This window comes from Streptomyces sp. SP17BM10 (assembly GCF_036322405.1).
Lineage (GTDB): Bacteria > Actinomycetota > Actinomycetes > Streptomycetales > Streptomycetaceae > Kitasatospora.
In genome coordinates, this window is sequence record NZ_JAQYXB010000206.1 from 1 (window position 1) to 372 (window position 372).

Below are 372 nucleotides of genomic sequence, written 5' to 3' on the forward strand. Positions count from 1 at the left end.
CGCCCCCAACCATAAACCCCAAGTGAAAAAGGGCCGCCCCCCCGACGCCGCCCCCCCGCTGCTCGACGCGGCCCACCCCCACCCGCCCCCCCCCCCCCACGCCACCCCCTACCACCAAAACCACCCCACCAAAACGTTAACCCCCATACACCCCCCCCAGGCCCTCCCCGTGGGCCGCCTGGTCAAAGTCCACGGCCCGATCACCATCGACGGCCACCGCCCCCACGGCCTGCAGGTGCACACCCACAACACCCCCCCACCACCCCCACACACACCCACCCCCACACACCACCACACCCCCCCACCACACCCCAAAACCACAACCCCACAAAAAAAAAACAACCACACCAACAAAAAAAAAACAAAAAAACC

At 65.6% G+C, this 372-nt stretch carries 1 protein-coding gene; it reads left to right on the forward strand.

What is annotated here, in order from left to right:
* Positions 1 to 169: 169 nt before the first annotated feature.
* On the forward strand, positions 170 to 372 hold a 203-nt coding region (locus PUR71_RS00740; RefSeq protein WP_329924314.1), incomplete at its 3' end, for a hypothetical protein.